The sequence below is a fragment of the Streptomyces sp. NPDC127092 genome (assembly GCF_042722475.1).
Taxonomy (GTDB): domain Bacteria; phylum Actinomycetota; class Actinomycetes; order Streptomycetales; family Streptomycetaceae; genus Streptomyces.
Genome location: NZ_JBHXFE010000203.1, coordinates 1 through 887, shown reverse-complemented (window position 1 = coordinate 887; position 887 = coordinate 1). Strand labels below are relative to the sequence as shown.

Sequence of the window (887 nt, the reverse complement as noted above, 5' to 3'; positions counted from 1 at the left end):
GGGTCCCAGATCTTCGAGGCCGAGGGCTTCGGGCTGGCGGCCGGACGCGTGCTCGAGTTCCTCGCCGAGGTCAAGGCCGAGCACGGGGTGGAGCTGGCCGAGCTCGACCTCGGTGGCGGCCACGGCATCGCCTACACGGCGGTGGACGAGCCGCGCCCGGCCGCGGAGATCGCCGACGCCCTCGCCGACGACGTCCAGAAGACCGTCGAGCGCCTCGGCCTGACGTGCCCGCGCGTCTCCCTTGAGCCGGGGCGGGCCATCTCGGGCCCCGCGGGGCTGACCCTCTACACGGTCGGGGTGACCAAGACCGTGGACGTGGACGCCCCCGACGGCGGCACCGCGGCCCGCCGCTACGTCGCCGTGGACGGCGGCATGTCCGACAACCCGCGTCCCGTGCTCTACGACGCCGACTACACCGCCGTCTCCGCGCGCCGCACCTCGGAGGCCGAGCCGGTGCTCTCCCGTGTGGTGGGCAAGCACTGCGAGTCCGGCGACATCCTGGTCCGCGACGTGTACCTGCGGGCCGACCTGGGCCGCGGCGACCTGCTGGCGGTGCCGGCCACGGGCGCGTATACGCACGTGATGTCCTCGAACTACAACGCGCTGGCCCGCCCGGCCGTCGTCGCGGTCTCCGGCGGGCAGGCGCGGGTGATCATCCGTCGCGAGACGCAGGAGGACCTGTTCGCCCGCGAGGCCGATCCGCGCCTCGCCCGCTGAGGACGCGGGCGCGGCGCACCCGGCCGTCGGCCTCGGGTCCGGGTGGGTCCGTCCCGCTCTGCGGACACCGAGTGTCGCGCGGTGGGACGGGCCGGGGCGCCGCGCTAGATTCGTGGCCAGCCGGGCCGCGCGGTCGCGCGGGCCCGACCCCACCCTGGATCACGGAGGAC

General features: G+C 75.6%; 1 protein-coding gene. It reads left to right on the top strand.

Translation table 11 applies throughout. From position 1 onward, the window contains the following. Positions 1-717 (top strand): diaminopimelate decarboxylase family protein (locus ACFWJO_RS38865; protein WP_386872938.1); only part of this gene is annotated, 717 nt, incomplete at its 5' end. Positions 718-887: the final 170 nt, after the last annotated feature.